Annotated in this window: 23 protein-coding genes; 14 read left to right on the forward strand and 9 right to left on the reverse strand. The window is 60.3% G+C overall.

What is annotated here, in order from left to right:
- Positions 1 to 141: 141 nt before the first annotated feature.
- Positions 142 to 618 (reverse strand): nuclear transport factor 2 family protein, encoded by a 477-nt coding sequence (locus PMI36_RS13700; RefSeq protein WP_008012921.1) that lies wholly within the window; start codon positions 616 to 618, stop codon positions 142 to 144.
- Positions 619 to 674: 56 nt separating this feature from the next.
- A complete protein-coding gene (locus PMI36_RS13695) occupies positions 675 to 1,238 on the reverse strand; it encodes a TetR/AcrR family transcriptional regulator (RefSeq protein ID WP_032830477.1) in 564 nt (187 codons plus the stop codon).
- A gap of 216 nt (positions 1,239 to 1,454) precedes the next feature.
- Between PMI36_RS13695 and pssA the strand changes: the two genes are divergently transcribed.
- The 7 genes from pssA (at position 1,455) to PMI36_RS13660 (ending at position 10,219) form a co-directional block, all read left to right on the forward strand.
- Positions 1,455 to 2,798 carry a CDP-diacylglycerol--serine O-phosphatidyltransferase gene (gene pssA / locus PMI36_RS13690; protein WP_008072405.1) on the forward strand — a complete coding sequence of 448 codons (1,344 nt, stop codon included), beginning with the start codon at positions 1,455 to 1,457 and terminating at the stop codon, positions 2,796 to 2,798.
- A 290-nt stretch (positions 2,799 to 3,088) separates the two neighbouring features.
- Complete coding sequence (locus PMI36_RS13685; protein ID WP_008072406.1) at positions 3,089 to 4,105, forward strand: AraC family transcriptional regulator; 1,017 nt, start codon at positions 3,089 to 3,091, stop codon at positions 4,103 to 4,105.
- Positions 4,106 to 4,380: 275 nt separating this feature from the next.
- Positions 4,381 to 6,045, forward strand: a complete 1,665-nt coding sequence (locus PMI36_RS13680) for an AMP-binding protein (RefSeq protein WP_008072407.1) — start codon at positions 4,381 to 4,383, stop codon at positions 6,043 to 6,045.
- 16 nt (positions 6,046 to 6,061) lie between these two features.
- Positions 6,062 to 6,823, forward strand: a complete 762-nt coding sequence (locus tag PMI36_RS13675) for an SDR family NAD(P)-dependent oxidoreductase (RefSeq protein WP_008072408.1) — start codon at positions 6,062 to 6,064, stop codon at positions 6,821 to 6,823.
- Positions 6,824 to 6,835: 12 nt separating this feature from the next.
- Positions 6,836 to 8,029 (forward strand): acetyl-CoA C-acyltransferase, encoded by a 1,194-nt coding sequence (locus PMI36_RS13670; RefSeq protein ID WP_008072409.1) that lies wholly within the window; start codon positions 6,836 to 6,838, stop codon positions 8,027 to 8,029.
- A 163-nt stretch (positions 8,030 to 8,192) separates the two neighbouring features.
- Positions 8,193 to 9,320: an acyl-CoA dehydrogenase gene (locus PMI36_RS13665; protein WP_008072410.1), complete on the forward strand. Its 1,128-nt coding sequence runs from the start codon at positions 8,193 to 8,195 to the stop codon at positions 9,318 to 9,320.
- A 125-nt stretch (positions 9,321 to 9,445) separates the two neighbouring features.
- Positions 9,446 to 10,219 (forward strand): enoyl-CoA hydratase, encoded by a 774-nt coding sequence (locus PMI36_RS13660; protein ID WP_008072411.1) that lies wholly within the window; start codon positions 9,446 to 9,448, stop codon positions 10,217 to 10,219.
- A gap of 126 nt (positions 10,220 to 10,345) precedes the next feature.
- On the opposite strand, the gene PMI36_RS13655 is transcribed toward PMI36_RS13660, so the two are convergent.
- Positions 10,346 to 11,497 carry an acyl-CoA dehydrogenase family protein gene (locus PMI36_RS13655; RefSeq protein ID WP_008072412.1) on the reverse strand — a complete coding sequence of 384 codons (1,152 nt, stop codon included), beginning with the start codon at positions 11,495 to 11,497 and terminating at the stop codon, positions 10,346 to 10,348.
- Positions 11,498 to 11,500: 3 nt separating this feature from the next.
- Entirely contained in the window at positions 11,501 to 12,607 is a 1,107-nt protein-coding gene (locus PMI36_RS13650) for an enoyl-CoA hydratase/isomerase family protein (RefSeq protein WP_008072413.1), read from the reverse strand.
- 562 nt (positions 12,608 to 13,169) lie between these two features.
- Here PMI36_RS13650 and PMI36_RS13645 point away from each other — a divergent pair.
- The 7 genes from PMI36_RS13645 (at position 13,170) to astA (ending at position 19,012) form a co-directional block, all read left to right on the forward strand.
- Entirely contained in the window at positions 13,170 to 13,949 is a 780-nt protein-coding gene (locus PMI36_RS13645; RefSeq protein WP_008072414.1) for a transporter substrate-binding domain-containing protein, read from the forward strand.
- Positions 13,950 to 14,025: 76 nt separating this feature from the next.
- Entirely contained in the window at positions 14,026 to 14,751 is a 726-nt protein-coding gene (locus PMI36_RS13640; RefSeq protein ID WP_008072415.1) for an ABC transporter permease, read from the forward strand.
- Positions 14,748 to 15,458, forward strand: coding sequence for an ABC transporter permease (locus PMI36_RS13635; RefSeq protein WP_008008584.1), 711 nt, complete (start codon positions 14,748 to 14,750; stop codon positions 15,456 to 15,458). The genes PMI36_RS13640 and PMI36_RS13635 overlap by 4 nt, the downstream gene beginning before the upstream one ends.
- A 53-nt stretch (positions 15,459 to 15,511) precedes the next feature.
- A complete protein-coding gene (locus tag PMI36_RS13630; protein ID WP_008072416.1) occupies positions 15,512 to 16,273 on the forward strand; it encodes an ABC transporter ATP-binding protein in 762 nt (253 codons plus the stop codon).
- 12 nt (positions 16,274 to 16,285) lie between these two features.
- Positions 16,286 to 16,765: an Lrp/AsnC family transcriptional regulator gene (locus PMI36_RS13625; RefSeq protein WP_007900194.1), complete on the forward strand. Its 480-nt coding sequence runs from the start codon at positions 16,286 to 16,288 to the stop codon at positions 16,763 to 16,765.
- A 271-nt stretch (positions 16,766 to 17,036) separates the two neighbouring features.
- Entirely contained in the window at positions 17,037 to 17,981 is a 945-nt protein-coding gene (ctlX, locus tag PMI36_RS13620; RefSeq protein WP_008072417.1) for a citrulline utilization hydrolase CtlX, read from the forward strand.
- Entirely contained in the window at positions 17,978 to 19,012 is a 1,035-nt protein-coding gene (astA, locus tag PMI36_RS13615) for an arginine N-succinyltransferase (protein ID WP_008072418.1), read from the forward strand. Before ctlX ends, astA begins: the two co-directional genes overlap by 4 nt.
- A gap of 134 nt (positions 19,013 to 19,146) precedes the next feature.
- Here the strand turns inward: astA and PMI36_RS13610 are convergent, their stop codons facing one another.
- From PMI36_RS13610 to PMI36_RS13590, 5 genes are all read right to left on the reverse strand, one after another.
- Positions 19,147 to 19,842, reverse strand: coding sequence for an HPP family protein (locus PMI36_RS13610; protein ID WP_008072419.1), 696 nt, complete (start codon positions 19,840 to 19,842; stop codon positions 19,147 to 19,149).
- A 158-nt stretch (positions 19,843 to 20,000) separates the two neighbouring features.
- Positions 20,001 to 21,179: an MFS transporter gene (locus PMI36_RS13605; protein ID WP_008072420.1), complete on the reverse strand. Its 1,179-nt coding sequence runs from the start codon at positions 21,177 to 21,179 to the stop codon at positions 20,001 to 20,003.
- A gap of 179 nt (positions 21,180 to 21,358) precedes the next feature.
- Positions 21,359 to 22,765 (reverse strand): MmgE/PrpD family protein, encoded by a 1,407-nt coding sequence (locus PMI36_RS13600; protein ID WP_008072421.1) that lies wholly within the window; start codon positions 22,763 to 22,765, stop codon positions 21,359 to 21,361.
- Positions 22,762 to 23,649 carry a polysaccharide deacetylase family protein gene (locus PMI36_RS13595; RefSeq protein WP_008072422.1) on the reverse strand — a complete coding sequence of 296 codons (888 nt, stop codon included), beginning with the start codon at positions 23,647 to 23,649 and terminating at the stop codon, positions 22,762 to 22,764. The genes PMI36_RS13600 and PMI36_RS13595 overlap by 4 nt, the downstream gene beginning before the upstream one ends.
- Positions 23,642 to 24,490 (reverse strand): polysaccharide deacetylase family protein, encoded by an 849-nt coding sequence (locus PMI36_RS13590; protein ID WP_008072423.1) that lies wholly within the window; start codon positions 24,488 to 24,490, stop codon positions 23,642 to 23,644. The genes PMI36_RS13595 and PMI36_RS13590 overlap by 8 nt, the downstream gene beginning before the upstream one ends.
- Positions 24,491 to 24,612: the final 122 nt, after the last annotated feature.

A 24,612-nucleotide genomic window follows, 5' to 3' on the forward strand; every position in this document is an offset into this window, starting at 1 on the left:
GGCAAGCCTCGCAATTATCCCAAGCGACGAAAAACCGTAGGAGCGGGCTTGCTCGCAAAGGCGGACTGACATTCAACATTGATGTCGACTGACACACCGCTTTCGCGAGCAAGCCCGCTCCCACATTTGAACGGTGTGAACCTACAGGCCCAGATCAGACAAGCCCGGGTGATCATCCGGCCGGCGGCCCAGCGGCCAGTGGAACTTGCGGTCGCTTTCCTTGATCGGCATGTCGTTGATGCAGGCGTAACGGTTGAACATCAAGCCGTTCTCGTCGAACTCCCAGTTTTCGTTACCGTAGGAGCGGAACCAGTTACCCGAATCGTCATGCCATTCGTAGGCATAACGCACGGCGATACGGTTGTCGCCATGGGCCCAGAGTTCCTTGATCAGCCGATAGTCCAATTCCTTGGCCCATTTACGGGTCAGAAAACCTTTGGCTTCTTCGCGGTTGTGAGCGAACTCGGCGCGGTTACGCCACTGGGTGTCCAGGGTGTAGGCAAGAGACACCCGTTCCGGGTCGCGGGAGTTCCAGCCGTCTTCGGCCAGGCGAACTTTTTCGATGGCCGATTCACGGGTAAACGGCGGCAATGGCGGACGAACTTCGGCAGTAGACATATTAAGTCTCCCTATCAAATTAACGTTCATGCAAGTTGTCGGGCTTATTAAAAGTGTTACAGGTCCAATAACTTTCGCGCCATGCATTGCGCATTATCGGCGGCACTGTGATCACCCATCACAAGCGCAACGGTAATGGCACCGTCGATCAGGATCAGCAGCTGTTTGGCCAGCGTCTCCGGGTCTTTTGCGCCATGTTCGGTACAGAGCTCGCACACGTAGTCGAGCAGTTTCTGTTTGTGGTCTTTGGCGACCAGGCGAACCGGGTCTTGCGCATCGCCGGTTTCGCCGCTGGTGTTAATGAATGCGCAGCCGCGAAAGCCTTCGGAGGCGAACCAGGTCTTGAGCACGGTAAACAGGTTGAGCAGCCGGTTGGCCGGGCTCTCGGCCTTGCCGACTTCGCTTCGGTACCAATGCATCCAGCGCACATCGCGGCGTTGCAAGGCCGCGACGGTGAGTTCCTCCTTGTTGGCGAAGTAGCGGTAAATACTTTTTCTGGAGACGCCGGCGGTTTTCACCAGAAGATCCATGCCCGTGGCAGCGATGCCACTTTTGTAGATCAACTTTTCGGTGACATCCAGAATGATGTCGCGTGTGTCGTTGCTAGTGATTTCGTTCATGTGGCTAACAGTAGAATGATCGTTCTCCTTGGTCAAGCGGTTATTTTTGGCACCCATAAAATTGCCTTCGCGAGCAAGCCCGCTCCCACAGGGGAATGCATTTCAAATGTGGGAGCGGGCTTGCTCGCGAAGAGGCCATTACAGACAGTAACAAGACCCAAACCCATCCATGGTGTAAGCTCTCGGGTTCTTCGGATTCGACCCTTTGCGAGCCCTATGCCGTCGCTTTTCAAACGCTCTCTGCTGCCTAAACTGCGCAGTTTTCCGCTAACCGCCGATGCCGTCACCATCCTCTCTGGCGCCGCCGAGTTCCGTCGTTGCCTGCTGGAAAAAATCGCCCAGGCAACCCAGCGCATCTATATCGTCGCGCTGTACCTGCAACAAGATGAGGCCGGCCAGGAAATCCTCGATGCCCTGCACGCCGCCAAACTGGCGCGCCCGGAACTGGACGTGGTGGTGGTCGTGGACTGGTTGCGCGCTCAGCGCGGTTTGATCGGTGCCGGCAAGCAGCCGGGCAACGCGGCCTGGTATCAGGAAACGACCCGCACCCACGAAAGCGTGGTGCCGGTGTACGGCGTGCCGGTGCAGACCCGCGAGCTGTTCGGCGTACTGCATCTGAAGGGCTTCGTGATCGACGATTGCGTGCTCTACAGCGGCGCGAGCCTGAACAATGTTTACCTGCATAAATTCGACAAGTACCGCTTCGACCGTTATCACCTGCTGCAGAATCACGCGCTGGCCGATTCGATGCAGCACCTGATTCAGCACGGTCTGATCGCCTCCAAAGCGGTGCATCGCCTCGACCTGCCGAACCTGCCGACCACCCGCAGCCTGCGTAACGACATTGGCGACTTGCGCAGCCGTCTCAAGCACGCGGCATACGACACCACGACGGGCAGCACGGCGAAGGGCGGTTTATCCGTCAGCCCCTTGCTCGGTGTGGGCAAGAACAACCCGTTGAGTCGGGTGATTTGCGAGCTGATCGCCAGTGCGCAACATCAGCTGACCATCTGCACGCCGTACTTCAACCTGCCGCTGGCGGTGACTCGGGAAATCAATCGGGCGCTGGCACGGGGGGTGAAGATCGACATCATCGTCGGCGACAAAACCGCCAACGATTTCTACATCCCACCGAGCGAGCCGTTCAAGGTGATCGCGGCGCTGCCATACCTTTACGAAATCAGCCTGCGACGCTTCGCCAAGCGCCATCAGCGCAGCATCGACAGTGGCATGCTGAACCTGCATTTGTGGAAGGATGGCGACAACACCTATCACCTGAAGGGCATGTGGATCGATCAGCGCTATACCTTGCTGACCGGCAACAACCTCAACCCGCGTGCATTCCGTCTCGACCTGGAAAACGCATTGCTGATTGATGATCCGAAAGGTGAATTGCTGGAGCCGCGTGGCAATGAGCTAACGGAGATTTTCCAGCATACCCGCCGCATCGAGCGGTATCAGGATCTGGAAGCGCTGCCGGATTATCCGGCGGGGGTTGCCAAGTTTCTCAAGCGAGTGAGTCGGGTACGGATCGAGCGGTTGTTGTATCGGATTTTGTGAGGTTCAACCCGGCGTCGAAGGTGTGTCGCCGGTGATAATGCCTTCGCGAGCAAGCCCGCTCCCACAGTGAACTATGTGTCGGTCACACAATTGTGCATCGACTCAAATCCACTGTGGGAGCGGGCTTGCTCGCGAAAGCGATGTGTCAGGCGACATCAATGTTGACTGTTATGGCCCCTTCGCGGTGCCCGCTCCCACAGGGATCTAGGCTGCCCACAGGGATCTGCGCCGGGCGGGTGGCTGCGCTAATATGCTCACCACTCAAACAAGAACAAGGCTTGCCTCGGTCAATGTCGGAAAAAGACACCATCGCCATTCAACTGGTGCGTGAAGCGCTGTTGCAAAGTTGTGCCCCGGGCGCTGCCACCGAAGAGGTGTTGAACAAGGTCGGCATCGATCCTGCGCTGCTGCAAACCACCGATGCCCGTGTTCCGGCCACTGCTTATGCAAGGCTGTGGCGCTTGTTGGCCCGGCGCGAGGACGATGAGTTTTTTGGCATGGACCCGCGCAAGCTCAAGTCCGGCAGCCTGGAGTTTCTCTGTCGTTGCTCGATGGTCCAGCCAAGCCTGTCCGCCGGTCTGACCTCGGGCCTGAGCTTTCTGTCTTTGATGCTCGAGCGCCTGCCCGCGCAACTGGTGCGTCAGCAAAGCCTGGCGGAAATCGTCCTGCTGGAGGACGAGGAAGACCCGCGCCGCGCCTTCACCTATTTCACTTACTGGATGATCGTGCACGGCGTTGCCTGCTGGCTGGCAGGGCGGCGGATTCCGATCCTGGCCATCGAGTTGCGTTGCCCGGCGCCGGATTTTTGCGATGACTATCGGGTGATGTTCTCCGAGAACCTACGGTTCGACCGGCCGCGCACGCGGATGATTTTCTCGGCTGACTGCCTGGATTTGCCGATCAAGCGCAGCCCTGAAGAACTGAAGCGATTCCTCGCCCATGCGCCAGCGAACATTCTGGTCAAGTACCGCGATCCCGAGAGCCTGGCCAGTCGGATCAAACACGATCTGCGGCAACTGCCTGCCGAGCATTGGCCGGAAACCGAGGCGCTGGCGCAGCAACTGTGCATGTCGGCCTCGACCTTGCGCCGACGTTTGGCTGAAGAGGGCCAGACCTATCAGGGGCTCAAGGACAGCGTGCGCAAGGAACTGGCCATCGTCTGGCTGGCGGAGCCTGCCATCAGCTTCGCCGAAATCGCCACCCGTTTGGGGTTTGCCGATACCAGCTCGTTCTACAAGGCGTTTCGCAAGTGGTCGGGGTCTAATCCGGGGCATTATCGGAGTTTGATTCTTAACGAAGCCAACTAATCCGGATTTTGTGCCGCCTGATCTGGCGCCATCGCGGGCAAGCCCGCTCCCACATGGGTTTTGTGTGGGTTCCGATGGGTGGCAGACACAAATCCACTGTGGGAGCGGGCTTGCTCGCGAAGGCGCCAGACCAGGCGACACATCCCTTGAACCTTGGCCAAACCAGTCACACAACTTGATAGCTTTGACCATTGTCCCGCTCCCCGCGCAGAGCGAGTATTTCCCTGTTGTTTACGGTTCCCCCAACCTAATAAAAACACACAGGGATTCTGGCAATGCGCGATTACTTGTCTGCCACGTCACAGTTCAATTATCAGCACACCGTCGATGCCGCGCTCACAGGGTCGTTGAGCGCGCTCAATGCCTGCGTCGAGTGTTGCGACCGGCATGCCTTGCCGGGACGCATCGCGCTGTTCTGGGAAGGCCGCGACGGCGCCAGCGCGACCTACACCTTCAGCGACTTGCAGGACAAAGCCGCGCGCTTCGCCAACTTCCTGCTGGCCCAGGGCGTGAAGAAGGGCGATAAAGTCGCCGGCCTCTTGCCACGCAACATCGAATTACTGATCACCGTGTTCGCCACCTGGCGCATCGGCGCGGTCTATCAGCCGCTGTTTACCGCCTTCGGCCCGAAAGCCATCGAACATCGCCTCAACAGCTCCGGCGCCGCAGTCGTAGTAACCGACGCCGTCAATCGCCCGAAACTCGCTGAAGTGGCCGACTGCCCGACCATCGTCACCGTTGGCGGCCCCAAGGGCCAGGGCATCGTCCGTGGCGATTTCAGTTTCTGGGCCGAACTGGCCAACTACTCCAGCGTCTGCGAACCGGTATTACTGACCGGCGAAGACCCGTTCCTGTTGATGTTCACCTCGGGCACCACCGGGCCATCAAAAGCGCTGTCGGTACCGCTCAAGGCAATCGTCGCGTTCCAGAGCTACACCCGCGACGCCGTGGACCTGCGCCCTGAAGACGCATTCTGGAACGTCGCTGATCCGGGATGGGCCTACGGCATCTATTTCGGCGTCACCGGGCCGATGGCGATGGGGCACCCGATCACCTTTTACGATGGCCCGTTCACCCTCGAAAGCACCTGCCGGGTGATCAACAAATACGGGATCACCAACCTCACCGGTTCGCCGACCGCCTACCGCTTGCTGATTGCCGGTGGGGACGAGTTTGCCCGCTCGATCAAGGGCAAGCTGCGCATCGTCAGCAGCGCCGGCGAGCCGCTGAACCCGGAAGTGATCCGCTGGTTCGCCGATAACCTCGGCGTGGTGATTCATGACCATTACGGCCAGACCGAACTGGGCATGGTGTTGTGCAATCACCACGGCCTCGAGCATCCGGTACACGTCGGCGCTGCCGGTTTTGCCTCGCCGGGCCACCGCATCGTGGTGCTCGACGACGAATACAAAGAACTGGGCGTCGGCCAGCCAGGCATTCTGGCCATCGACCGCACCCAGTCGCCGATGTGCTGGTTCGGCGGTTACGAAGGCGCGCCGACCAAGGCCTTCGTCGGCAACTATTACCTGAGCGGCGACACCGTCGAGTGGAACCCGGACGGCAGCATCAGCTTCGTCGGCCGCAGCGACGACGTGATCACCACCTCCGGCTACCGCGTTGGCCCGTTCGACGTGGAAAGCGCGCTGATCGAACACCCGGCGGTGGTCGAAGCGGCGGTGATCGGCAAGCCCGATCCGGAGCGCACTGAGCTGGTGAAAGCCTTCGTCGTGCTCAGCCCGCAATACCGTGCCGAACCTGCACTCGCCGAAGAGCTGCGCCAACACGTGCGCAAGCGTTTGGCGGCGCACGCGTACCCCCGTGAAATTGAATTTGTCAGCGAGTTGCCGAAAACCCCAAGCGGCAAATTGCAGCGCTTTATCTTGCGCAACCAGGAAATCGCCAAGGCTCAAGAGGCCACCGCGAAGAACGTTTCAGCTTGAATCCAAGGAAACAATGATGCAGATCGAAAACAAGGTTTTTCTCGTCACCGGCGGTGCGTCCGGCCTCGGTGCCGCCACCGCTGAAATGCTGGTGGCTGCCGGCGCCAAGGTGATGCTGGTGGACATGAACGCTGAAGCCGTCGCGGCCCAGGCTGCACGTCTGGGCGCGCAAAGCGTGGTGGCGGATATCAGCAATGAAACTGCCGCGCAAGCGGCGGTGCAGGCGACAGTCAAAGCGTTTGGCGGCCTCAACGGTCTGGTCAATTGCGCCGGTATCGTCCGTGGCGAGAAGATCCTCGGCAAGAACGGCCCCCATGCACTGGCCAGTTTCAGCCAGGTGATCAACGTCAACCTGATCGGCAGTTTCAACATGTTGCGCCTGGCGGCGGCGGCCATCGCCGAAACCGAAGTCAATGAAGATGGCGAGCGTGGGGTGATCATCAACACCGCTTCGGCCGCAGCCTTCGACGGCCAGATCGGTCAGGCCGCGTATTCGGCGTCGAAAGGCGCGATCGTCAGCCTGACCTTGCCCGCCGCCCGTGAACTGGCGCGCTTCGGCATCCGCGTGATGACCATCGCCCCAGGCATTTTCGAAACGCCGATGATGGCCGGAATGACCCCTGAAGTGCGCGAGTCCTTGGCCGCTGGCGTGCCATTCCCGCCGCGTCTGGGCAAGGCGAGCGAGTACGCCGCGCTGGTCAGGCATATCATAGAAAACAGCATGCTCAACGGCGAGGTGATCCGTCTCGACGGTGCCCTGCGCATGGCCGCCAAATAAGGAGGATTTGAAATGACACTTTCCAACGATCCGATTGTTATTGTCAGCGCCGTCCGCACCCCGATGGGCGGTTTCCAGGGCGAACTGAAAAGCCTGACCGCGCCGCAGCTGGGCGCCGCAGCGATTCGTGCTGCCGTTGAGCGTGCCGGTATTGCTCCTGAATCCGTAGAAGAAGTGCTGTTCGGCTGCGTGCTCTCTGCCGGCCTCGGCCAGGCGCCGGCGCGGCAAGCGGCACTGGGCGCCGGACTGGATAAATCGACCCGTTGCACGACACTGAACAAGATGTGCGGTTCGGGCATGGAAGCCACGATTCTGGCCCACGACATGCTGATCGCCGGCAGTGCCGATGTGGTCGCCGCCGGGGGCATGGAAAGCATGTCCAACGCGCCATTTCTGCTGGACCGCGCCCGCAGCGGTTACCGCATGGGCCACGGCCGGGTGCTCGATCACATGTTTCTCGACGGCCTGGAAGATGCCTACGACAAGGGTCGCCTGATGGGCACCTTTGCCGAGGATTGTGCTGAAACCAACGGCTTTACCCGTGAAGCTCAGGACGCGTTCGCCATTGCTTCGACCACCCGCGCTCAACAGGCGATCAAGGACGGCAGCTTCAACGCCGAGATCGTGCCGCTCACCGTGACCGTCGGCAAAGAGCAGGTGCTGATCAGCCATGACGAACAGCCGCCGAAAGCCAAACTGGACAAGATCGCCTCGCTGAAACCGGCGTTCCGTGACGGTGGCACCGTGACTGCGGCGAACTCCAGTTCTATCTCCGACGGCGCGGCGGCATTGGTGTTGATGCGCCGTTCCGAAGCAGAGAAACAAGGCCTGAAACCGCTGGCGGTGATTCATGGTCACGCCGCGTTTGCCGACACGCCGGGGCTGTTCCCGGTGGCACCGGTAGGCGCGATCAAGAAACTGATGAAGAAAACCGGCTGGTCCCTGGACGAAGTCGAGTTGTTCGAAGTCAACGAAGCGTTCGCGGTGGTGAGTCTGGTGACCATGACCAAACTGGAAATCCCCCACGAGAAGATCAACGTCCACGGCGGTGCCTGCGCGTTGGGCCACCCGATCGGTGCGTCCGGCGCGCGGATCCTCGTGACCTTGCTCTCGGCCTTGCGCCAGAAAGGTCTGAAACGCGGCGTTGCAGCGATCTGCATCGGCGGCGGCGAAGCCACGGCCATGGCTGTGGAATGTCTGTACTGAAACTGACGCTATCCCATTGTGGGAGCGGGCTTGCTCGCGAAGAGGCCGGGTCAGTCGACATCAATGTTGAATGACACACCGCTTTCGCGAGCAAGCCCGCTCCCACAGGTTCAGCGTTTCAACCAGGCATTTTGTGCGTTAGGCTCATTTTTAAGGACTTGGCATGATTCCCAATGACGAACAACTTCAGATCAGCGACGCGGCCCGGCAGTTTGCCCAGGAACGGCTGAAACCGTTCGCCGCCGAATGGGACCGCGAACATCGCTTCCCCAAGGAAGCTATTGGCGAGATGGCCGGCCTGGGCTTCTTCGGCATGCTGGTGCCGGAGCAGTGGGGCGGTTGCGACACCGGTTACCTGGCCTACGCCATGGCCCTGGAAGAAATCGCTGCAGGCGATGGCGCCTGCTCGACCATCATGAGCGTGCACAACTCGGTGGGTTGCGTGCCGATCCTCAAGTTCGGCAACGACGATCAGAAAGAACGCTTCCTCAAGCCACTCGCCAGCGGCGCAATGCTCGGTGCGTTTGCCCTGACCGAACCGCAAGCGGGCTCCGATGCGAGCAGCCTGAAAACCCGTGCCCGGCTGGACGGCGATCACTACGTGCTCAATGGCTGCAAGCAATTCATCACCTCCGGGCAAAACGCCGGGGTGGTGATTGTGTTTGCGGTGACTGACCCGAGTGCCGGCAAGCGCGGGATCACGGCGCTGATCGTGCCGACCGATTCGCCGGGCTATAAAGTCGCGCGAGTCGAAGACAAACTCGGCCAGCACGCCTCCGATACCTGCCAGATCCTCTTCGAGGATGTGAAAGTCCCGGTGGCCAATCGACTGGGCGAGGAGGGCGAAGGCTACAAGATCGCCCTGGCCAACCTCGAAGGCGGCCGTGTCGGCATCGCCTCGCAATCGGTGGGCATGGCCCGCGCCGCGTTCGAAGCGGCCCGCGACTATGCTCGTGAACGCGAGAGCTTCGGCAAGCCGATCATCGAACACCAGGCGGTGGCCTTCCGGCTGGCGGACATGGCGACCCAGATCGCCGTGGCCCGGCAGATGGTGCATTACGCGGCGGCAGTGCGCGACAGCGGCAAACCGGCGCTGGTCGAGGCGTCCATGGCCAAGCTGTTCGCTTCGGAAATGGCCGAAAAGGTCTGCTCCTCGGCGTTGCAAACCCTTGGTGGTTACGGTTACCTGAACGACTTCCCGCTGGAGCGGATCTACCGCGACGTGCGGGTGTGCCAGATCTACGAAGGCACCAGCGATATTCAGCGCATGGTCATTTCGCGCAATCTTTGAGAAGGAACCCCGGTAGGAGCTGCCGCAGGCTGCGATCTTTTGATCTTGCTCTAAGAAAATCAAGATCAAAAGATCGCAGCCTTCGGCAGCTCCTACGGGGATCGAGTGTTTATCAGGAGTTATATATGAGCTACGAAACGATTTTATTGGAGATCAAGGACCGCGTCGGCCTGATCACCCTCAACCGTCCGCAAGCGTTGAACGCGTTGAATGCGCAAATTGTCAGCGAACTGAACCACGCCCTCGATGGCCTGGAAGCCGATTCGAACATTGGTTGCATCGTGCTGACCGGCTCGAAAAAAGCCTTCGCCGCCGGTGCTGACATCAAGGAAATGGCCGAGCTGACGTATCCGCAGATCTACCTCGACGACTTGTTCAGCGACAGCGATCGCGTGGCCAACCGCCGCAAGCCGATCATCGCCGCGGTCAACGGTTTCGCCTTGGGCGGTGGTTGTGAACTGGCGTTGATGTGCGACTTCATTCTGGCGGGCGACAACGCCAAATTCGGTCAGCCGGAAATCAACCTCGGCGTGCTGCCGGGCATGGGCGGCACTCAGCGTCTGACTCGCGCCGTGGGCAAGGCCAAGGCCATGGAAATGTGCCTGAGCGGGCGTTTGATCGATGCGGTGGAAGCGGAGCGTTGCGGCATCGTTGCGCGCATCGTGCCGGCGGATGAGCTACTGGAAGAAGCGCTGAAAGTCGCGGCGCTGATTGCCAAGAAGTCGCTGCCGATTGCGATGATGATCAAGGAAAGCGTCAACCGTGCGTTTGAAGTCAGCCTGTCGGAAGGCGTGCGTTTTGAGCGTCGGGTGTTCCATGCGGCGTTTGCGACGCAGGATCAGAAGGAAGGGATGGCGGCGTTTATTGCCAAGCGTGAGGCGCAGTTCCAGGGTAAGTGATGTAGCGTTCTCACGGATGCCTTCGCGAGCAAGCCCGCTCCCACATTTGATCCAGGGTGTTCACAAATGCTGTGTACACCGCAGGACTAATGTGGGAGCGGGCTTGCTCGCGAAGCTTTTTAGGTGTCACACCAGATAATTTTTCAACTCCCGGGCAATCACCATCCGCTGTATCTCGCTCGACCCTTCATAAATCTGCGTGATCCGCGCATCCCGGTAGTAACGCTCCACCGGGTAATCCTCCAGATACCCATACCCGCCATGAATCTGTATCGCCGACGAGCAGACCTTCTCGGCCATTTCCGAGGCAAACAGCTTGGCCTGTGAAGCCTCCGACAGACACGGCTTGCCGGCACTGCGCAACCGCGCGGCGTGCAGGATCAGCAAACGTGCAGCATTCAAGCGAGTGTGCATGTCGGCCAGCATATTGGCGATGCTTTGGTGTTCGATGATCGGCTTGTCGAACTGCACCCTATCCCGCGCATAAGCCAGCGCCGCTTCGAACGCTGCGCGGGCGATGCCCAAGGCTTGCGCGGCGATACCGATGCGCCCGCCTTCGAGGTTGGAGAGGGCGATGGCCAGGCCTTTGCCGCGTTCGCCTAGCAGATTCGCTTCGGGAACGGTGCAATTGTTCAGGGTGACGGCGCAGGTATCGGAAGCGCGGATGCCCATCTTGTGTTCACTGCGGTCGACGATGAAACCCGCGGTTTCGGTCGGCACCAGGAACGCCGAGATGCCGCGCTTGCCCAGCTCCGGATCGGTCACGGCGAAGACAATCGCCAGTTTCGCCCGTTTGCCATTGCTGACGAATTGCTTGGCGCCGTTGATCACCCACTGGCCATCGCGCAGTTCGGCGCGGGTGCGCAGGTTGTGGGCTTCGGAACCGGCCTGGGGTTCGGTCAGGCAGAAGCAACCGATGGCCTGGCCGCTGGCGAGGTCTGGCAACCATTGCTGTTTCTGTTCTTCGGTGCCGTAGTTGAGCACCGGCCCGCAGCCCACGGAGTTGTGGATGCTCATCAGCGCACCGGTGGCGCCGTCACCGGCGGAAATCTCTTCCACCGCCAAGGCGTAGGCGACGTAGTCGACATAAGTGCCGCCCCATTCCTCGGGCACCACCATGCCCAGCAGACCCAGTTCACCCATTTTCGCCACCAGACCGTCATCGATCCAGCCGGCCTTTTCCCAGGCTTGTGCATGGGGCGCGATTTCGCCGCGGGCAAAATCCCGGGCCATGTCGCGGATCATCACTTGCTCTTCGCTCAATTCGATATCGTGCATGGCTCAGCTCCAGCTTGGGTCGAACCCGGTGAAAAAACTCGCCACGTGCCCGGCGTCCAGCGCCTGCAGAGTCGGCGGGTTCCAGCGCGGGTTCTTGTCTTTGTCGATCAGCAAGGCGCGCACGCCTTCGATCAGGTCGCCGCGTTCGAACCACTGGCGATCCAGGTGCAGTTCGAGGGCGAAGCACTGTTCCAGGCTCAGGTGCCGACCGCGTCGCAGCATTTCCAGGGTCACACCCATGGCCAGCGGTGAACGGCTTTCCAGCAGGTCGGCGGTGGCCGTGGCCCACTCATGACTGTCGGCGACGGTCACTTCACGCAATTGTTCCACCATACTCGGCACATCGGGCAGGGCGAAGAAGTGATCGATGGCCGGCCGCAATGCCGCTAATGGTGCCGCCGGCAGTTGTTGCACGGCGAGTTTCGCCAGCAGACCTTGAAGGTCCTTCAACGGCGTTTCGTGCCATTGGAGCTGATCGAGTTGCTCGTCGAGAGTGCCCAGCTTGTTGCTTTCCAGGTACCAGTCGGCCAGGCCGCAATAGAGCGCATCGGCCGCGCGGATTTGCACGCCGCTGACACCGAGGTAAATACCCAGTTCACCGGGAACGCGCGGCAGAAAATGGCTGCCGCCGACATCCGGGAAATAACCGATGGCCACTTCCGGCATCGCCAGACGGCTGCGCTCGGTGACCACCCGCAAATCGGCGCCTTGCACCAGCCCCATGCCACCGCCCAGCACAAAGCCATCCATCAAGGCCAGGACCGGTTTGCGATAGTGATGGATGGCGAGGTCGAGGGCGTATTCCTCGACGAAGAAGTCTTCGTGCAGGGTGTCGCCGCTTTTGAAACTGTCGTACAGCGAGCGAATATCGCCGCCGGCACAGAACGCTTTCTCACCAGCGCCGCGCAACACCACGGCATGCACTTGCGGATCCTGTGCCCAGGCATCGAGCTGCTGTTGCAGGCTGCGAACCATGTCCAGGGTAATGGCGTTGAGGCCGGCGGGGCGATTGAGGGTCAGGTGACCGATGTGATTGCGAACCTCGGCCAACACTTCGTTTTGCGTGGCATCCATGGGCTGTGTTGTCGGGGATGAAACCTGAGCAGTCATCACTAACTCCCTGCTTTTATTGTTCTTTCTAGAGAAGCTCGCGCGCGAGCGATGCTGGATCGTATCAGTGCAAATTTGTGATGTACAACCGGGATATGTGCAGGTCCCGTCTGCATTTTTACCTTAGAGCAAGATCAAAAGATCGCAGCCTGCGGCAGCTCCTACGCAATCGGTGTTCATACCGAAAATCGCGGTGGACGCGGTCAATGTAGGAGCTGCCGAAGGCTGCGATCTTTTGATCTTTCCTCTGATCTTTACCCCCATCCGCCAATCAACGACAGAATCGGCTGTTAAAGGCCTTCGTTCAGCGCACTTGAGCTGTCTGAGCAGGGGCTTACGACACCCGTGCCGTCCGGGCAATTGGCATTCTGGCAATCCATTTCAAGCACTTGCGATCAAGAGCCTGGAACGGACTGACCCCGACGACTGATTAGACCCAGTCGAAAACAACAACAAATACGGCTGCGGTGAATGCCGCATCGACTCTCTGCCCCTGTCAAAAAGTGTGGTGCGGCGCAGGCGCCAAGCCGCGATAAATCCAAATAATCCGGGACTCTAGAAGATGAACATCAAATGGCTGACCTTACCGGCATTGGCTTTGCTGTGCTGCTCCACCGGAGCCAGCGCCAAGGAATGGAAAGAGTTGCGATTCGGCGTCAACCCCAGTTACCCACCTTTTGAATCCACCACCGCCGATGGCGGCGTGCAGGGGTTTGGCGTGGACTTGGGCAATGCAATCTGTGCCGAGCTGAAGTTGAAGTGCGTGTGGGTCAGCAATGACTTCGACGGGTTGATCCCGGCCCTGAAGGCGGGCAAGTTCGACGCCATCGAATCCTCGATGACTGTCACCGACGCGCGCAAAAAACAGATCGACTTCACCGATCGCCTGTATGCCGGGCCGACCGCCATCGTCACCCGCAAGGATTCCGGCTTGTTGCCCACCGCCGAATCGCTGCGGGGCAAAACCATCGGTTACATGCAGGGCACGATTCAGGAAACCTACGCCAAGGCCAAACTGGGGCCGGGCGGGGTGAAACTGCGCGCTTACCAGAACCAGGATCAGGTCTACGCCGACCTGGTTTTCGGGCGTCTCGATGCGTCGATCCAGGACAAGCTGCAAGCACAGATGAGCTTTCTGACGTCTCCCCAAGGGGCGGACTTCCAGAACAGCGAAGGCATCAGCGACCCGTTGGTGCCATCGGAAATCGCCATCGGCATCCGCAAGGACAACGAAGAGCTCAAAGGCATGCTCAATGCCGCCATCAAGGCCCTGCATGAAAAGGGCATCTACGCACAGATCCAGCAGAAGCACTTCGGCGATCTGGACCTCTACAACAACTGATCCTCGCGCCCCAAGCGCTGCGCCCTGGTAACAGGCGCAGCGCTTGCAAGCGGGCGCCTCAAGACAGGTGACTGGCGTGAATTCCTTCCTGAATCTGATCGGGGTCGATCTTTCGTCCCTGCAAGGCTATGGCCCTTTGTTGCTGCATGGCACCTGGGTCACCCTAAAATTGTCGGCGCTGTCGCTGCTGGTAAGCATGGCGCTGGGGCTGCTCGGCGCGGCGGCCAAGCTGTCGCCGCTGAAACTGTTGAACCTGCCTGCGACCTTCTACACAACGCTGATTCGCGGGGTGCCGGACCTGGTGCTGATGCTGCTGATTTTCTACAGCCTGCAGGGCTGGCTGAGCAGCCTGACCGAAGCCATGGACTGGCCTTACATGGAGATCGACCCCTTTGTGGCCGGCGTCGTCACCCTCGGTTTTATTTACGGCGCGTACTTCACCGAGACCTTTCGCGGGGCGATCCTGAGCGTGCCGCGCGGCCAACAGGAAGCCGCCGCCAGCTTTGGGCTGAACCGCTGGCAGCGTTTTCGTTTCGTGGTGTTCCCGCAAATGATGCGGTTCGCCTTGCCGAGCCTGGGCAACAACTGGCTGGTGCTGCTCAAGGCCACGGCGCTGGTGTCGATCATCGGTTTGTCGGACCTGGTCAAGGTGGCGCAGGAGGCCGGTAAAAGCACGTTCAACATGCTCGACTTCCTGCTCCTGGCGGGGGCGCTGTACCTGCTGATCACCAGCGCGTCGAACTACGTACTGCGAGTGCTCGAGCGGCGTTATAACCAGGGCGTACGGGGGATGGCGCGATGATCGAGTTGATTGCCGAATACTGGAAACCCTTTCTGTTCAGCGACGGCTACAGCCTCACCGGATTGGCGATGACCTTGTGGCTGTTGGTGGCGAGCATCGTGATGGGGTTCTTCCTGTCGTTGCCATTGGCGATCATGCGCACTTCGCGCTGGGGCCTGCTGCGTTGGCCGGTTCAGCTGTTTACCTATGTGTTTCGCGGCACGCCGCTGTATATCCAGTTGCTGATTTGCTACAGCGGGATCTACGGCATCGCCGTGGTCCGCTCGCAACCGCTGCTCGAAGCGTTCTTTCGCGATGCGATGAATTGCACCTTGCTGGCGTTCACGCTCAACACCTGCGCCTACACCGTGGAAATCTTCGCCGGGGCGATTCGCAGCATTCCCTACGGTGAGATCGAGGCGGCCCATGCCTATGGCTTGAGCGGCTGGCGCCTGTACCTGCGGCTGATCCTGCCTTCGGCGTTGCGCCGGGCGCTGCCGTATTACAGCAACGAAGTGATTCTGATGTTGCATGCCACGTCGGTGGCGTTCACCGCGACCATTCCCGACATTCTCAAAGTCGCCCGGGACGCCAATGCCGCGACCTTCATGACCTTTCAGGCCTTCGGCATTGCCGGCCTGCTGTACCTCGCGCTGTCGTTCGGTTTGGTCGGCGCGTTTCGCCTGGCGGAGAAGCGCTGGTTGAGCTTCCTCGGGCCGGCGCACTAATTCCTCTTTTCATCCAGAGCAGCGCCGAAGCAGGCGCTGCTGGAGACTTACGCATGTACAAACTCACGGTTGAAAATCTGTACAAACGTTTTGGTGACAATGAAGTGCTCAAGGGCGTCTCGTTGAACGCACGGGCCGGCGATGTGGTGAGCATGATCGGTGCCAGCGGTTCGGGTAAAAGCACCATGTTGCGCTGCATCAACTTTCTGGAGCGGGCGGACGAGGGTGCCATTGTGCTGGACGGTGAGCGCGTCATCACTCGCCCGGGCGCGGGTGGCATGCGAGTCGCCAACCCGGCACAGTTGCAGCGTTTGCGCACACGCCTGGCGATGGTGTTCCAGCATTTCAATTTGTGGAGCCATCTGACCGTACTGGAAAACATCATACTGGCGCCGTGTCGGGTGCTGGGTGTCAGCCGCAAGGCCGCCGAAGAGAGCGCACGGGCGTATCTGGACAAGGTCGGTTTGCCGCAACGGGTGGCCGATCAATACCCGGCGTTTCTGTCCGGCGGGCAACAACAGCGCGTGGCGATTGCCCGGGCGTTGGCCGTGGAACCAGAGATTCTGTTGTTCGACGAGCCGACCTCGGCCCTCGATCCGGAACTGGTGGGCGAGGTGCTGAAGGTGATTCAGGCGCTGGCTGAAGAAGGCCGGACCATGTTGATGGTGACCCACGAAATGGGCTTTGCCCGGCAAGTGTCCAGCCAGGTGTTGTTCTTGCATCAGGGGCGGGTCGAGGAGCAAGGTGATGCAACCATCCTTGACCGGCCAGAGAGTGAACGTTTACAGCAATTCCTATCGGGTCGTTTGAAGTGAGGCAAGACGTACATGGCGGATATCCGCGATCTGTCGATTGTGCTTGATCGTATCGATCAGGCCATTATCGAAGTGCTGCGCCACGAAGGGCGCATCACTTATCAAAAGCTTTCCGAGCGCGTACACCTGACGCCCAGGCCGTGCCTGGAGCGGGTGCGCAAGCTCGAACAGCTCGGGGTTATCCGTGGTTACGGGGCTATTCTCGACGAAAAAAAACTGACGCCGGGGCTGTCGCTGCTGGTGTTGGTTGCGCTGTCGAACCAAAGCGGGCGGGCGGCGCAAAAGGCTTTTGAGGCCAAGGTTCGCGGTTGTCCGCAGGTGTTGGAATGCCGCTTGATCAGCGGTGCGTTCGACTACAGCCTGCGCATGCGTTGCCGGGACATGGAGCATTATCGGGTGCTGACTGAAGTCTGGTTCGACGACCCGGAGTTGCACATCGACAAACTGGTCAGCCATCCGGAACTGGCGATGGTCAAGACCACGATGGAATAGGCGGCACCCGCAAGATCAAGATCAAGATCAAAAGATCGCAGCCTTCGGCAGCTCCTACGTGGACCGTGTTCACTCAAATTTTTGGGTATGAACACCGCTCCCGTAGGAGCTGCCGAAGGCTGCGATCTTTTGCTTTTCGCCCCCCGCCGAATCGGCTGGGCCAACCACATTTTTCAGCCATTTTCATCACGTCGCCGCCCCTTATCAACCGGGTTTTTCCGCCGCCGAAACAGACAATGAGCACCTCTCAACCCTCATTGAATCTGTGCCCATGCAAACCACCAATACCGTTTTGATGATTCGCCCGACACGTTTCTCGTTCAATCAGGACACGGCGGCGAACAACCGTTTCCAGCGCCCGGCCGAGGTGTCCGAGGACGTGCAGCTCAAGGCCTTGCAAGAGTTCGACGGCTACGTCGCCGCGCTGCGCAGCCACGGCGTCGAAGTGCTGGTGCATAACGACCTCGAAGCCCCGCACACCCCCGATTCGATTTTTCCCAACAACTGGTGGAGCAGCCACCCTGACGGCACGTTGGTGCTGTACCCGATGCAGGGCCATAACCGGCGCCTGGAGCGCGATAAAGGTGTGCTCGACTGGCTGCGGGACGAGTACCGCGTCGAGCAGTTGCTGGACCTGTCCAGCCTGGAACAGCAGGAAGTGTTCCTCGAAGGCACCGGCAGCATGGTGCTGGATCGACAGCAGCGGGTTTGTTACGCCGGCTATTCCACCCGCACCCACGCTCGGGCGCTGGATCAACTGGTCGACCATTTGGGTTACGAGCTGTGTGCCTTTAATGCGGTGGACCGTCAGGGCGTGGCGATCTATCACACCAACGTGATGATGAGTGTCGGCACCCAGCTGGCCATCGCGTGCCTGGCCTCCGTCACTCACCCGGCGGAACGCCTGGCTCTGCGCGCGCGGCTTGAAGACAGCGGCAAGAAGGTCATTGCCCTGGACTGGGCGCAGCTGGAATCGTTCGCCGGCAACATGCTGGAAGTCCACAACGCTGCGGGCGAACCCTTGCTGGTGATGTCGCGCACCGCCTGGCAATCGCTGGATGCCGATCAGCGCCGTTTGATCGAAGCCCACACCACGCCGCTGCCGGTGAACATCGACACCATCGAACGCATTGGCGGCGGCAGCGCTCGCTGCATGTTGGCCGAAGTCTATCTATCTAAACGTCAGTCCAAACCTGCCCAGGAGCAAGTGCGATGATCGTCCGTCCTGCAACACCGGCAGATTTGCCGGCACTGTTAGCCCTGGCCCATAGCGCCGGAACCGGTTTGACCACCTTGCCGGCCGATGCGGCGCGTTTGACCCAGCGTCTGGAATGGGCGGCGAAAACCTTTGCAGGCGAGGCCGAGCGCGGCGATGCCGACTACCTGTTTGTGCTGGAGAACGACCAGCAAGAAGCGGTCGGTATCTGCGCGTTGGCAGGTGCCGTCGGTTTACGCGAGCCTTGGTACAACTATCGACTGGGCCTGTTTGTCGCCGCGTCGAAAAACCTCGGGATCAATCAGCAACTGCCGACGTTGTTCCTCGGCAATGACATGACCGGCCACTCGGAGCTGTGTTCGCTGTTTTTGCATGCCGATCACCGCAGCGGTCTGAATGGTCGTTTGTTGTCGAAGGCGCGCTTCCTGTTTCTGGCGGAATTTCGTCAGCACTTCGGTGACAAGGTGATCGCGGAGATGCGTGGCTATTCCGACGAAGAGGGCGTTTCACCGTTCTGGGAAGGCCTGGGGCGACACTTCTTCAAGATGAATTTCGCTGACGCCGACTACCTCACGGGCCTTGGCAACAAAACCTTCATCGCCGAACTGATGCCCAAGTTTCCGCTGCCGACTTGCCTGTTGCCCGAGGCAGCGCGAGCGGTCATCGGTCGCGTGCACCCCAACACCGAACCGGCACTGGGCATGCTCAAGGCAGAAGGGTTCGAGCATCGGGATTACATCGATATCTTTGACGGCGGGCCGCTGATCGAATGCGCAACTGGTGATATCCGTGCGGTGCGTGACAGTCAGGTGCTGCAACTGAGCATCGGTACGCCAGGAGAGCAGGCGGCGACGTACCTGATTCACAACCGCCAGTTTGCCGAATGCCGGATTACCGCTGCTCCTGCACGCGTTGCGGCTGGTACGTTGATTGTCGATGCGCAGACGGCGAAAACCTTGGGCTTGAGTGCCGGGGCGTCGGTGCGCGCGGTGAGTGTGGCAGTGCCGGCGCGGCAGCAGTCTGCTGCATAGTGAAGCTCGTAGTCAGGATGCGGAACCTGTGGGAGCGGGCTTGCTCGCGAAGACGGCGGCACATTCAATATTGATGTCGCCTGAAACACCGCTTTCGCGAGCAAGCCCGCTCCCACATGGATTGCGCTTGCCTGTCAGGTTCTGCTGCTCAGCACTTCACCGATACTGCGCCGCCTGGCATGCAACTCGCTGGCATGGATCAACTGCTCGAGGTCTTCGGGGGTGACGTCGTAGAAGGCCTCCATGTCGGCGAGGGCCAGTTTCAGATCCGCGGCGGTGATCGCCTGGCTGTCGGGGACGGGCATCATCGGCGCCGGTTCAGCGGGACGTTTTGGGTAACGAATGCGCGTCAGATTGTTGTACGCCAATGCGCTGAGCAGCATCGTCGAGGCACTGAGCATCACCGGGCCGAGGGCTTTCCACTCCAGGGCGATGGTCGCCGGGTCTGCCACCACCATAAGCAACGCCAAGGCACCGGCCGGTGGGTGCAAGCAACGCAACCAGCACATCAGAATCAGTGCCATGCCCGCAGCCAGGCAAGCGCTGCCGAGGGTGCGTCCGAGCACATGAGCGACCAGTAGCGAGACCACTCCCGCGCAAAGGTAACCGCCAAGAATCGACCACGGCTGGGCAAGCGCGCCCGAGGATACAGCGAACAACAGCACCGCCGAGGCGCCCAGTGGCCCGATCAGATGCAGCGCCACTTGCATGCCGAATACCTGACTGCACAGCCAGACGCTGAACATCGTGCCCAGCGACATGCCGATGGCTGCGCGGCTCCATTCTGAAGGGCGGGTATTGATGGCAGCAGGTAACCAGCGAGCGAACATGAGGCAAACGGTCCGTATAAAAATCCAGGCAAAAAAAAGGCTTAGCTGGGATACCCAGAAAGCCCTTGAAGTGGTTCCAACTATTGGGGGAGGAACGCCGCACAGTGTGCCGATCATTCCTTATGCTGACAAATTCATATTAATGCTGCTTCAGTGCATTATTTATGCAGTATTGCCACACGCCGACCGCTCATGAAGCACAGCAAACCGCCCATCGCCGTCAATGCACTCAGGGCATAGAACATGGTGGGGGCAGGCGTATGCAGCAGCAGATAGCCACAGATCACCGGGCTCAGCGCCCCACCGAGGGCCGCGAGATTCTGCGCGCCATAGTAGCTGCCACGCAGTTCTTCCGGGGCCAGGGTGTCGACGAACAGAAATTCGGCCGGGTAAATGATCATTTCGCCAAGTGTGAAGATGAACATCGCCACGCACCAGCTCACCAGGCTGTCAGCCAGGCTGAAACCGATCAACCCGAGGATGAACAGGCTGGTGCCGCCAGCAATCCAGTAACGCAGTTGTTCGCGCTTGAGGAACCGGCCGATCTGATATTGCAGCAGGATCACGCTGATGGCGTTGCAGGCGAGCAGGGCAGCCATGGTTTCCAGGGCACGTTTGGTGTCTTGGGTGACCAGCAGGTATTGCGACAGGTACAGGGTGAAACGACCATGCACCACGGTGCTGAGCAGGCAGCCACAGGTGAACATGATCAGCGTGCGGTCGTTCTTCAGGGTGATCAGGGTTTTGAGAAAACTCTGGGGCTGGCCGATGGCGGGTGTCTGGGTCGGGTCTTTGGGAATTCCGCTCATCAGGAAAATACTGAAGAATGCGATGCCGCCGGCGATCAGGAACGGCGCCAGCGGCTGCACCCCGGCGATCACCACACCGAGCATCGGGCCGGTGGCGTAGCCGATATTGGTCAGGGTGTAGCGCAGCGAAAAGGCCTTGGCGCGCTGGCCCACGGGCAGGTTTTCGCTGAGGATCGCCTTGGACCCGATCAGGAACAGCGCCGAGGCAGTTTCGGTGATCACCAGGGTGGCGGTGGTCAGGTAGAGGTTTTCGGCGAAGGTCAGCAACACGAAACCGATGGCGCTGGAGAGCATGGTCAGAATCAGCAGCCGACGTTTTTCGAGGCGGTCGATGATGTAACCGCCGTAAAGCGCGAGCAGGGTGGCGATGAACACCGCGATGCCCAGCAACAGGCCGACGTCCTGTTGGTTGAGGCCGAGTTTGTTGCTCAGAAACAGGGTGAGCAACGGGCTGGTAATGGCGCGGCTGACGACGATGGTCAGCGAAACGATCATCAAGCGGCGAATAACGAGGGAGTAAGTGGCCACGGTGGGGCAAATGTCCTTATTTTAGATTTTGTAGTGTTTGCCGGGATATCGAGTCGCTGCCATTCGCGAGCAAGCCCGCTCCCACATTAAAACTGTGCCGATCACAAAATGTGTGATCAACCAGATCAACTGTGGGAGCGGGCTTGCTCGCGAAGAGGCCGGACCAGGCAACACAATATTCAACTCAGCCACCGATCAAGCGCCCGAACCGATTCCAGCTCATCCAGCCGCCACAACTGCTCAATCAATCCTTGCACCCGCTGTCGCGGCATCACTCGGCCCGCCAGACTGAAGAACTTCTCCTCCAGCGCCTCATCACTCAGCGGATTCCCTGGCGCACCCAATGGCACTTCAACACACAAACTCGCCTGCCGACCGTCCAAGGTCTGCAGGCTGACCACAGGCTCGCCATCCTCCGACAGTAGCGGGTCGACTTCAAGGTGAATGCGCGACATCCAGTGAGCAATTTGCGGGTGGTGGCGCTGTTCATCGTCGTAGGCTTCCAACCGGCAATGCCCATGGACCAGCCGGGCGGCGAGGGCATAGCGCAAGCTCATCTGCGCCGCCGGCAGGGTGTTGATGTCCTGACCGCCACACATGTCCTGAAGGAATCCGCACAGCGACACCTGAACGCTCTCGACCTGATCCGCACCGACCTGCAATTGATCCAGCAACAGGCCCAATGCATCGATCGCCGAATGCGTGCCTCGGCATGCCGCGTAGGGTTTGATCGAGCAGCGGGCGAGTTTCCACACGCGGCCCAGTTCGGCATCCAGCGCCTCGGGCACGGCGGTGTCCGCCGCGAGGGTCTTGAGAAAACCGCCCCAGACATCATCGAACAGTTTTGTCGGCCCGGTGATGCCTTGTTGCGCAAATCGCGCCGCCAGCAATCCACCTTCGGCGGCCCGGCCGCTGTGGAGTTTTTTGCTTTGCGAGCCGTCATGAATGAACGCCCAAAGACCGCCGCTGAAGCTGCCAGCGATGCCCAGCGCCGCCAGGGTTTGCTGTGCATCCAGACCCAGAATCCGTGCACTGGCCGCCGCTGCGCCAAACACCCCGCACGTCGCGGTGGAGTGCCAACCGGCGCCGTTGTGGGCCGAATAACTGCCGCAGGCTTCAAGCACCCGGCGGCCGATTTCGTAGCCGATCACCACGGCGGTGATCAATTCGCGGCCGTTTACTGACGCTTCAGAAACCGATAGCTCCGACATCGAGAGCGCAGCCATCACCGCCGGCAGCACCACCGCGCCGGAGTGATCGCAGCCGCCGGTGTCGTCCAGCTCCAGGGCATGTGCGGCGATGCCGTTGAGCATGGCGGCCTGCGCTGCGCCGACGCGCAGACCGGTGCCCCAGACCAACGTGCTGCCAGTCTCACCCCGGAAAACCTGACGCGCCTGCTTCGCCACATCACTGCCAGCTCCGGCCAGGGTTACGCCGAAGGTGTCGAGGATGTGTCGCCTGGCTTGCGCAACCAACGCGGGTGGTAAATCTTCGAAGCGAGTATCGACGCAGAACTGCGCCAACCGCTCCATCCGCATCACCCCATCGTAGGCGCTGCCGAAGGCTGCGATCTCTTGATCTTTCATACGCCGTAATCCCGATAGTGACGTTCGTACACGGCCGCCGGATGATCCTCGGTCACGGGCGCTGCCGACTCAGCCCACCACTGAGCGACCTCGGCACCGGTGGCGATCCATACGTCATCGTGCTGTTGAATGCTTTGTAGCAATTCGCGCAACACGCCGATCCGCCCGGGCGTGGCGATGATTTCCGGGTGCAGTCGCAGCACGTAACACAGCCCGAACCGGTGAAACCCGGCGAAGTCCATTTGCAGATTGCCCAGGGTATGGCTGTAGGAAGCGATCCGCGATTGCGCGGGCGGCACCGCCGGGCTGAGGTTGAAGGCGAAGTAGGGCTCGTCTTCCAGTTCATAGTGCAACGGCAGCTCGATCACTTCCGGGGCTGTCGGGTGAGCGAAGGGTAAATCATCGCCACGCCATGACGAAGACCAGCGGATGCCATGCTCCCTTAACGCCTCGATGAAACCCGGCGCACCGTTGCCGGCGGGGATGCGAAAGCCTGTCGGACGCTGACCGGTCAGCGCGCTCAAGGCCGCGCAACCTTTGGCAATCTCGGCGCTTTGCTCGGCCAGCGTCAGGTGGTCGTAGTTCTGATGGCGATACCCGGCGCAGGCAATCTCATGCCCGCCAGCCTGGATCGCTCGGATGTGCTGCGGGTTTTCCTCGGCGACGATGCCGGGAATGAACCAACTGCTGGAAACGCCCAGTTCTTCGAAAAGCTTGAGCAAACGCTCGACACCGCGTTGGGTGCCGTAGCGCCACACCGACAAAGTCTTGTCGCGCCCGGTGACTTCCGGCGCCTGGGTGAGGATGCCGTGGATGTCGTTGTAATCGACGGTCAGCACCACGGCGCAGCGGTAGCCGTTGGGCCAGACGATGGAATCAGCCATGGTGATGCTCCTTCAGCCACCAGTGGGCGACGTCGCGGCAGGTGGCGAACCAGACGTCGTCGCGTTGGCGCATGTGTTCGAAGAGTTTTTCCAGAAGCAGGATGCGCCCCGGTTTGCCGGTGATCTTGGGATGGAACAGGGTGGTCAGGCACAACCCTTCATCCATGGCGCCGTCGAACTCGCGGCACCAGTTATCGAGGGTCAGCGCGTAGCTGGCGGTGCGGTCCAGTCCCGAAGGAAAGTCCGGCGCGCGGGTGTAGGCGAGGGAGGCGTAGTCGTCCATTTCCCAGCGGCCGGGGATTTCCACCAGCGGCGTATCGAAGCCCGGCACGTTGACCAGATATGGCCGATCATCGCCGCGCATGCTGCTGGAATAAGTCACGCCGGCTTCCACCAGCATGGCCGGTGTTTCGGCCCGCCAGTCGCCGGATGGTGTGCGGAAACCTTCGGCGCGGATGTTCAGATGCTTCCAGAACACCTCGCGGGATTTGTGCATCACGTCCTTTTGCTGGTCCAGCGTCAGGGCGTAAAAGGATTCGTGTTTGTAACCGTGGTAAGCGACCTCATGCCCGCGCTCGACGATTGCCTGGCACTGTTTCGGCCAGTTCTCCACGACCCACGCCGGGACGAAAAACGTGGTCGGGATCTGGAACTCATCCAGTAAATCGAGAATCCGCGGCAGCGCCCGATAGGGGCCATAACCACCGAAACCGAAATACTCGGGTTTACGCCAGATCGAACCGTTGAGCATCGCATCGCCGGTCGGGCCGTCGAGGTCGAAGGCCAGGGCGAGACAGGCTGTGTGCTGATCGGGCCAGGTCGGTTGGGGTGAGGAGGACATGTGGTGCTCCAACTATTAAAAGTAAACGCCGAACCCTGTGGGAGCGGGCTTGCTCGCGAAGGCGGTGTGTCAGTCAACATCAATGCCGGCTGACAGGGCCCCTTCGCGAGCAGGCTCGCTCC

Source organism: Pseudomonas sp. GM79, assembly GCF_000282495.1.
Classification (GTDB): domain Bacteria; phylum Pseudomonadota; class Gammaproteobacteria; order Pseudomonadales; family Pseudomonadaceae; genus Aquipseudomonas.

Bases quoted from the DNA above. Each gene is read 5' to 3' on its own strand.
- PMI36_RS13700 (WP_008012921.1), bottom strand. From the start codon at position 618: ATGTCTACTGCCGAAGTTCGTCCGCCATTGCCGCCGTTTACCCGTGAA.
- PMI36_RS13695 (WP_032830477.1), bottom strand. From the start codon at position 1,238: ATGAACGAAATCACTAGCAACGACACACGCGACATCATTCTGGATGTC.
- pssA (WP_008072405.1), top strand. From the start codon at position 1,455: ATGCCGTCGCTTTTCAAACGCTCTCTGCTGCCTAAACTGCGCAGTTTT.
- PMI36_RS13685 (WP_008072406.1), top strand. From the start codon at position 3,089: ATGTCGGAAAAAGACACCATCGCCATTCAACTGGTGCGTGAAGCGCTG.
- PMI36_RS13680 (WP_008072407.1), top strand. From the start codon at position 4,381: ATGCGCGATTACTTGTCTGCCACGTCACAGTTCAATTATCAGCACACC.
- PMI36_RS13675 (WP_008072408.1), top strand. From the start codon at position 6,062: ATGCAGATCGAAAACAAGGTTTTTCTCGTCACCGGCGGTGCGTCCGGC.
- PMI36_RS13670 (WP_008072409.1), top strand. From the start codon at position 6,836: ATGACACTTTCCAACGATCCGATTGTTATTGTCAGCGCCGTCCGCACC.
- PMI36_RS13665 (WP_008072410.1), top strand. From the start codon at position 8,193: ATGATTCCCAATGACGAACAACTTCAGATCAGCGACGCGGCCCGGCAG.
- PMI36_RS13660 (WP_008072411.1), top strand. From the start codon at position 9,446: ATGAGCTACGAAACGATTTTATTGGAGATCAAGGACCGCGTCGGCCTG.
- PMI36_RS13655 (WP_008072412.1), bottom strand. From the start codon at position 11,497: ATGCACGATATCGAATTGAGCGAAGAGCAAGTGATGATCCGCGACATG.
- PMI36_RS13650 (WP_008072413.1), bottom strand. From the start codon at position 12,607: ATGACTGCTCAGGTTTCATCCCCGACAACACAGCCCATGGATGCCACG.
- PMI36_RS13645 (WP_008072414.1), top strand. From the start codon at position 13,170: ATGAACATCAAATGGCTGACCTTACCGGCATTGGCTTTGCTGTGCTGC.
- PMI36_RS13635 (WP_008008584.1), top strand. From the start codon at position 14,748: ATGATCGAGTTGATTGCCGAATACTGGAAACCCTTTCTGTTCAGCGAC.
- PMI36_RS13630 (WP_008072416.1), top strand. From the start codon at position 15,512: ATGTACAAACTCACGGTTGAAAATCTGTACAAACGTTTTGGTGACAAT.
- PMI36_RS13625 (WP_007900194.1), top strand. From the start codon at position 16,286: ATGGCGGATATCCGCGATCTGTCGATTGTGCTTGATCGTATCGATCAG.
- ctlX (WP_008072417.1), top strand. From the start codon at position 17,037: ATGCAAACCACCAATACCGTTTTGATGATTCGCCCGACACGTTTCTCG.
- astA (WP_008072418.1), top strand. From the start codon at position 17,978: ATGATCGTCCGTCCTGCAACACCGGCAGATTTGCCGGCACTGTTAGCC.
- PMI36_RS13610 (WP_008072419.1), bottom strand. From the start codon at position 19,842: ATGTTCGCTCGCTGGTTACCTGCTGCCATCAATACCCGCCCTTCAGAA.
- PMI36_RS13600 (WP_008072421.1), bottom strand. From the start codon at position 22,765: ATGAAAGATCAAGAGATCGCAGCCTTCGGCAGCGCCTACGATGGGGTG.
- PMI36_RS13595 (WP_008072422.1), bottom strand. From the start codon at position 23,649: ATGGCTGATTCCATCGTCTGGCCCAACGGCTACCGCTGCGCCGTGGTG.
- PMI36_RS13590 (WP_008072423.1), bottom strand. From the start codon at position 24,490: ATGTCCTCCTCACCCCAACCGACCTGGCCCGATCAGCACACAGCCTGT.